The organism is Argonema galeatum A003/A1 (genome assembly GCF_023333595.1).
GTDB classification, from domain to species: Bacteria; Cyanobacteriota; Cyanobacteriia; order Cyanobacteriales; family Aerosakkonemataceae; genus Argonema; species Argonema galeatum.
In genome coordinates this window covers 667,505-675,250 of the sequence record NZ_JAIQZM010000001.1, presented here as the reverse complement: position 1 = coordinate 675,250, position 7,746 = coordinate 667,505, and the positions used below count along the sequence as shown (strand labels likewise).

General features: G+C 45.1%; 5 protein-coding genes. 3 read left to right on the top strand and 2 right to left on the bottom strand.

The annotated features are described in order from the left end of the window. Positions 1–79 precede the first annotated feature (79 nt). Positions 80–2,872, bottom strand: coding sequence for a malto-oligosyltrehalose synthase (treY, locus tag LAY41_RS03235; RefSeq protein WP_249093974.1), 2,793 nt, complete (start codon positions 2,870–2,872; stop codon positions 80–82). Between the two features lie 92 nt (positions 2,873–2,964). Beyond that, a complete protein-coding gene (treZ, locus tag LAY41_RS03230; protein WP_249094059.1) occupies positions 2,965–4,788 on the bottom strand; it encodes a malto-oligosyltrehalose trehalohydrolase in 1,824 nt (607 codons plus the stop codon). A 118-nt stretch (positions 4,789–4,906) separates the two neighbouring features. Between treZ and LAY41_RS03225 the strand changes: the two genes are divergently transcribed. From LAY41_RS03225 to LAY41_RS03215, 3 genes are all read left to right on the top strand, one after another. Beyond that, positions 4,907–5,161, top strand: coding sequence for a hypothetical protein (locus tag LAY41_RS03225; RefSeq protein ID WP_249093972.1), 255 nt, complete (start codon positions 4,907–4,909; stop codon positions 5,159–5,161). Positions 5,162–5,288: 127 nt separating this feature from the next. Continuing rightward, positions 5,289–6,536, top strand: coding sequence for a glycosyltransferase family 4 protein (locus LAY41_RS03220; RefSeq protein ID WP_249093970.1), 1,248 nt, complete (start codon positions 5,289–5,291; stop codon positions 6,534–6,536). Then, a complete protein-coding gene (locus LAY41_RS03215) occupies positions 6,533–7,729 on the top strand; it encodes a glycosyltransferase family 4 protein (protein ID WP_249093968.1) in 1,197 nt (398 codons plus the stop codon). Before LAY41_RS03220 ends, LAY41_RS03215 begins: the two co-directional genes overlap by 4 nt. Positions 7,730–7,746: the final 17 nt, after the last annotated feature.

Below are 7,746 nucleotides of genomic sequence, written 5' to 3'. Positions count from 1 at the left end.
AGCCCAACTACGTACCTCACTTACTTGAGAACCGCTATAAGAGCGCGGCATCGCAACAACGTACCCAGAGTGCAAGTAACTAGCAACTTGAGTTAATCAGCAGAGCGACGGGAAAATGTTTCAAAGCTTCACCAATTAGCACTTTGCCATTAGCTTGAATCGTTTGTGCAGCGATGGCATCTTTCCAGACAGACGGCATTCCCGGCGGCAGTTCGATTTTGGTATCATTCCATACCGCCTCTCCTAGCGGATCTTCCCCTGGTTGGACAACGCTGGTTAAAAAGCGGGGAGTGAGAGCGATCGCAACCTTATCCCCATATTTTCTCGCAAAAGCAACAACATTATCCTTAAATTTTCCAGTAACTTCCAGCGGGATGTAATCTCCCTCTTGGAAAAGTTGCTGATTTGCTTTCCTAGTCTCCAAAATTCGGTTGACTAGGAACAGCTTAATTCGGGCATCTTCCCGCGTCGAAAGTAACTCGCCAATCAGATTCGGGATATCCTTCTGAGCCTTCTCTTTAATATCCCGTAAAACCGATATCCGCAAATCGAAATCAACAGGACGGCGATTATCCGGATCGACATGACTCAGATCCCAGAATTCAGTTCCCTGATAAACATCGGGTACACCGGAAGCAGTAGCCTTAAGTAAAGTTTGGGATAGAGAGTTGAAGATTCCATACTGAGCCACCATCTTTTGGAAAGGAAGCATTTCCTTGATAAATTGCTCATCTTCCAGAACAGCATCGACAAAAGCCATATAAGCGTCTTCGTAATCAGAATCCGGTCTTAACCATGCCGTATGAACCTTAGCTTCCCGAACAGCTTTAATGACAAAGTTCTTCATCCGCTCATTAAAGTCAGTGTCCTTAATATCCTCAAAAGGATAAGTTCCCACCAGCGTTTGATAGAAAAAGTATTCATCATTAACATCGGGAACCATCCGATTTTTCAGTTTCTTCTTCTTGGATTTATTGATTTCGCTCCATGCTTTCACCTGTTTTTCCCACTCTTCGGGAATTTCGGAAAGCACGTTAATCCTGGCGCGGACATCTTCGCCTCGTTTAGTGTCGTGAGTTGCCGTAGCATTCATCTTATGAGGCCAAGTTTCTTGCTGATTTTTGTTGAACTCGTGAAAATCCGCAAGCGAAATGCCAAATTCACCGGGATTACCGCCAACTTCATTCAGAGATATAAGTCGGTTATACACATAAAAAAGCGTATCTTCAATCCCTTTTGCCATCAACGGGCCAGTCATTTGTTGCAGCTTCATCACGAAGTGACGCCGCAGTTCCTTTTGTTCTGTTGTTAAGTTTTCCTCTTCTTCAAGCAGAAGTAACTTTTCGATAAAATTAAGTTCCTTCACAAGCGGAGGTACTTGCTGTTTGGCTTTTTCCATCACTTCCTTGATATAGAAGCGATCGGATTCCCTCAAACCTTCCTGATTGATATAAGTCCGATAAACCGGGAAGAGTGCCAACACTTCAGAAAGCGCTTTTTGCAAACCAAACCGTGTAAAGTCGTTTCCATGTCGGGATTGACCCGATACTGTTTTCAGAAGTTGAGCCAGATTGTCTACATCTCCCGCTAAATTCCTTTCGACAATTAGCCGTTTCTTCTCATAAAACAGTTGTTCGTATGGAGTATTCAATCTGGTGAATCTGGAGTATATTTCACTAAATTTTTCCTCATTCTCCCGTTGGCAGAATATGCCGTTCACATAGATCAAATAGTCATAACCACTCGTTCCTTGAATCGGCCAGTATTCGGGCAGGTTTTCTTTCTGTTCTAGGATCTTTTCAACGGAAATGTAAGTATCTCCTGTTTTCTCTCTGAGTCGTGTCAGATATTCTGTAGGATCGTAAAGTCCATCAATATGGTCGATTCTCAATCCAGTAAATTTTCCCTCTTCAACCATCTGGAATATCAGAGCGTGGTTTTTGTGAAAAACCTTGATTTCTTCTACTTTTACAGAAATGAGTTCGTTGACGGTAAAAAATCTCCTGTAGTTAATTTCTTCCGCACCCACTTTCCAGAACGAGAGGCGATAGAACTGTTCTGACAGCAAACTATCTAGGGAATTAAAACTTTCTGGATTTCCCTTTTCTCCATTGAAGAATTCGATGTTTTTATCGATGAAATCCTTAACAGCCGGATTATTTGTGTAAAGTTCCCACACAAGTCCTTTAACAAAGGCGATCTGGTCATAGCGTTCCTTGCCTTTTGTTTCTGAAGGAACGTTTTTGAGCAGGTAAAGAATACCGAGGAATTTTACAAAATCTGGATTATGTTTACCCCCCAGTTCCCTTGCTAAGTGTCCCAAGTTATGAGTTATAAACTTTGCATAAGATTCTATTCGCACGGGCAATTTAGAACTGTAGTAATTAACGCTCAGCCCACTTTCGTCATAGCTAAGTTGAATTTCGCCATTTTCCAACGCCTCTCCATAAAAGCTTCCCATTAGCGGGGCAAGCACTCGCCCTTTGAGATTTTCATAATGGTGTTCCCAGTTAATATCGAAGTAGTCAAAATAGTCTGAATCTTGCCCATTTTCTAGCACGTCCATAAGCAGAAGATTTTCGCTATCGTAAGCCATGTGGTTGGGAACAATATCTTGCACCCATCCCATGTTTTTGGCTTGGAGTTCGCTTCTGAGTGCTGCAAATTCTTCGGGCGTTCCCAGTTCGGGATTCAGCACGTTCGAGTCCACAACGTCATAACCGTGAGTGCTTCCTTTTCTAGCTTTAAAGATAGGTGAAGCGTAAAGATCCGTAATTCCTAATTCAGAAAGATAAGTAACGATTTGCTTTGCCGCTTCAAACTTAAACCCGGCATGAAATTGAATCCGGTAAGTTGCTGTAGGAATCCGCATGATGAACGATCGCTCCTAAGTAATTTTTTGGGTTTAAAGGTGGGCAATTCCCATTAGTACACAGCAAAAGGTGGGCATTGCCCACCCCACAATCATTTGACTTCGTACACCACGAAACTTTGAGGTTTCACAGTCAATTCCTGTCCCGATTCCAAATTTTCAGGCAATTGAGAACCATGTCCCATCCACTTGCTATCGGAAGAGTCCAAAACCTTTTGCCAGTTGCCGGATGGCGCTGCAACCGTGAAATTGACCTCTTTGTCGTTGAAGTTTAGGATGGCAAATATCTGGCTGTCATCACTCCAACGGCGGATAGACAAAAGTTTGTCATCTTCGATACTAGACACCTCTAAACTCTTCTTATCGAGCTTTTTGAGGGCGGGAATTGTTTGACGCATCTGAATTAGTTTCTGATGCAGTTCCCACAGAACTTTGTGTTTGCCTTCTTTTCGATTTTCCCAGTTAAGTTTGCATTTGTTGAATGTGTCAGGACTCTGGGGATCTTGCATTTCGCCTCGTCCGGCAAATGCTTTAAATTCTTCTTGTTTGCTTTTGCGTATAGCTTCAATCAATGGCTCGTCTGAATGACTGACGAAGTAGAAGAAAGGTGCTTCTTCTCCATATTCTTCACCCATAAAAATGAACGGAACAAAGGCGGAAAGGAATACGGCACCTGCTGCTAATTTCAATCCTTCAAAAGAGACAAGTTTCGATAATCTTTCCGCCAGGACGCGATTGCCTATTTGGTCGTGAGTTTGGGAGAAGACAACAAATTGATATCCAGGTTCTTCGACGGAAGAACTACCGTGGCGACGTTTTCTGTGCGGTGCGTATTGCCCGGAATAAACAAAGCCTTCGCGGTATGATTTTTCTAGCTGTTCTATCTTGCCGAAATCTTGGTAATATCTGTCGTTTTCACCTGTGAGTAAGGTGTGTAGGGAGTGATGAAAATCGTCGTTCCATTGAGCATCTATTCCATAACCACCTATTTCTTTTGAGCGAATGGTGCGGACATCGTTTAAATCGCTTTCGGCGATTAGATAAAGCTGGCGACCTATTTCTTGGGATGCGATCGCAACTGCGTCTGCAAGTTCCCGCAAGAAGGGTCTGGCACCAAATTCCAAAATAGCTTGGATGGCATCCAATCGCAGGCCATCTATATGATAATCCTCGAACCAGTAGAGGGCATTTTCAATGAAATAGTTACGCACGCCATCGCTGTATTGACTGTCAAAGTTCATGGCGTCGCCCCAATCACCGCTATATTTGTTGGTGAAGTAGGGGCCAAAGTCTGAGAAGTAATTTCCTTCGGGGCCAATGTGGTTGAAGACGACATCGAGGATTACCGATATACCGTGTTCGTGACACGCATCAACGAGTTTTTTGAATCCTTCGGGGCCACCGTAGGAGTCCTGTACGGCAAAGGGAAAGACGCCATCGTATCCCCAGTTGCGATCGCCTGGAAATTGGGCCACTGGCATAATTTCAATGGCATTTATCCCCAACTCTCGCAAATCCTTCAGTCGGGGAATCATTGACTCAAAGGTGCCTTCCTGCGTGAAAGTACCTACGTGCAATTCATAAATAATCATCTCCTCCAAAGGAACGCCAGACCAATTCATATCAGTCCAGGCAAATGTGTTGCGATCGACAACTTCAGAAGGCCCATGTACGCCAGCGGGTTGAAACTGCGAAGCGGGATCGGCCCTGTCAATATTTCCTTCTAGTTTGTAATAGTACTGCGTTCCTAGAGCAACACCATCAACTGTTACTTTCCAGTAACCCTGTTCATCTTGTTGCATGGGAACAAGTCTTCTATCTTTAGATAGAATTTGTACGGCTACCTCTTTGAGAGTGGGTGTCCAAACGGTAAATTCGCAACGATCGTTACCGAGATAACAAGATCCTATTTTCACTCTTTGGGCAGATTGATTTGGTGTCATAAATATTGTGAAAGTTTGGGGTTAAACTTTTGAAGTTGGGGAAGCGTAATGTAAAAATTATTCTCTATTTTAAAGAGGTTGGCAAACACAATTGGCTCTCCCGTACTTGTGGTGGAAAACCGGGTCTTTTGGGCAAACCGACAAAAGGGCATTGGGCATGGGAAATGCCTGCTATCCCAAGCATTTGAACCAAAACCCATCCGATCGCAGTTTTCACTGCATCTCTCAGCATTTATACTTAGTTTATTGCCAGCTGACATCTGCCCGTGACGCACCTGTTGCTCACATCGGGCTTGATTTTAAAGGTAATGTGAAGACGCCAGAAAAGTTTGTAAAGTTTCAGTGAAATTCCTTACTTCCCTATTCCCATATCCAGTAGTTACCACTAACCTATGTATTAATGCAGAGATAAATAGCTCGCCCTAGATACAGGTACAGATAAAGTATTTACGGAGTGTATCCACCTTATAGTTATGAATAAACCTGTTTTAACGATATTTTACCAGTTTAACCCTTGGCACAGTAGTATCGGCGGTATCCAAACAGTTATACGAAATTTTGTCAAGTACGCACCGAGCGAATTTGGGGTGCGGTTGGTAGGGACAGGCCACGAGGAGCAGCCCCTGGGTCTGGGTAAGTGGCACGAAGCCGAAGTGGCGGGGAAGGCAATTCGGTTTATGCCTCTGTTCAATATCAAAGATGACAATGTTAGAAGATTAATACCTACTACTATTAAGTACGCTGCGGCTCTCTTCGGTCGTAACCTAGCCTCGGACTTCATGCACTTTCACAGACTGGAGCCGAGTGTAGCAGCGCTGAAGTGGCGTGGAGAAAAGACTCTTTTTATTCACAATGATATTCATAAGCAGATGAGTTCTCTTGGAGGGAAAGATGCGATCGCTTGGCGGTATTTGCCAGCAGCATATTTCGCTATAGAACGCCTGCTAATTAACCAGTTTTCCCAAATCTTCTCCTGCAATACCGAATCAGCGCAATTTTACCAACAGCGCTACCCAGAGGTAGCAGACCGCGTTTCCTACGTAAAAAACACAGTTGACAACGAGGTCTGTTACCCCTTGACCTGGGAAGAAAGGGAGGGGAGAAGACGCAACTTGGCTATGCGGATGGGTAAGTCGGAAGATACGCAGTTCGTTCTATTTGCGGGCCGCCTTCATCCCCAGAAAGATCCTATCCTGCTGGTACGCTCTCTAGCCGCTCTCAACGATCCGAAAATACACTTACTGATCGCAGGCGATGGAGATTTAAAGGATGAGATAAGTTTCGAGATCGATCGCCTTGGACTATGCGATCGAGTCACAATGCTCGGAGCGTTAGACCAAGCCGAACTGGCACAATTACAGCGCATAGCGAGTGTCTTCGTACTAACAAGCGCCTACGAGGGTTTACCCGTAGTCGTTCTCGAAGCACTCGCCTGCGGGACGCCAATAGTGACGACCCGATGCGGTGAAACCCCTAAGCTACTCACTACTGACAGTGGAGTAGTCTGTGAGGAACAAACACCAGTTGCAGTTGCTGACGCCTTGCGTAAAGTACTGCTAAAACCAGGCGATTTCCCAGTCGAAGCGTGCGTTAAAGCCGCGAAACCTTACTCAGCAAGCGCTGTGGTGGGTGCAATCTACAACGAAATGCTAAACCGTTGGGAACAGCGGAACTCTCAGAGCAAAATTAACAAAAAAAATTTGACAGGGGTTTCATTATGAAAGTAGCTGTAATTGGTGCTAAAGGTTTACCAGCCAAACAAGGCGGTATCGAACATCACTGCGAGGAAATTTACTCGCGTGCGGTGGACCGGGGACACGAAGTAGATTTATTCGCCCGCTCCAGCTATACTGGCTTCGACTCGCCGGAAAATTATTACGTTAACGGCGTTCGCGTAGTTTCCCTACCCTGCTTGAATATGGGAGGAATGGACGCTTTGCTCAGTTCGGGACTCGGAGCTCACGCATCCACCGGCAAAAAATACGATATCATTCACTTCCACGCTTTAGGACCGGCTTTGTTTAGCTGGCTGCCAAAATTCGCTACCTCTGCCAAAATAGTCGTAACCTGTCACGGTTTAGATTGGCAACGGGCAAAATGGAACAAAGCTTGCAGCCAACTGATAAAAATGGGCGAACGTGCTGCTGTGCGCTTCGCCGACGAAATTATCGTAGTTTCCGAAGACCTGCAAGACTACTTCAAAAAAACATACGGTAGAGACACCACTTATATACCCAACGCCGCATCCAGCTTAGGCGAGTCAGACCCCGACTTTACTTTCGGCAAATCGATCGGATTGGAGCAGCAGCGCTATATTATGTTTCTGGGCAGACTCGTACCCGAAAAATGCCCCGACATCCTAATTAAAGCTTTCCAAAAGCTGCGATCGCAAGGATGGAAACTAGCCCTAGTCGGCGATACCAGCGATACGGACGAATATTCACAACACCTGCGCGGTCTAGCTGCCGATAATAAAGATATCGTATTCACCGGCCAACTCAAAGGTGCGCGTCTGGCAGAAATTATCCGAGGCGCTGGATTGTTCGTACTTCCTTCCGAGTTAGAAGGATTACCCCTAGCGATGTTGGAAGCAATGCAGGAAGGTATCCCCGTACTCGCCAGCGACATCCCCGTACACAAACAACTTGTAGGTCGCGATCGCGGTATGCTTTTCCAAGTTGGAGACCTCAACTCCTGCATCCGCCAACTGAATTGGGCAATCCATCGCACCGAAGAATTGGCAGTAATGGCTAAAAACGCCCAAAAATACGTAAAGGAAAACTATAACTGGGATCGCATTACCGCCGATACTTTAGGATTGTATCGATCGCTCCTACCCTACAAGTACGAAATCGCAGACACCGCACCAGAACTTCCTTCAGATATGGCCGTCGAAGTTGGATGCACCCCTTAATTATAGAATTTAGATTT

Bases quoted from the DNA above. Each gene is read 5' to 3' on its own strand.
- treY (WP_249093974.1), bottom strand. From the start codon at position 2,872: ATGCGGATTCCTACAGCAACTTACCGGATTCAATTTCATGCCGGGTTT.
- LAY41_RS03220 (WP_249093970.1), top strand. From the start codon at position 5,289: ATGAATAAACCTGTTTTAACGATATTTTACCAGTTTAACCCTTGGCAC.
- LAY41_RS03215 (WP_249093968.1), top strand. From the start codon at position 6,533: ATGAAAGTAGCTGTAATTGGTGCTAAAGGTTTACCAGCCAAACAAGGC.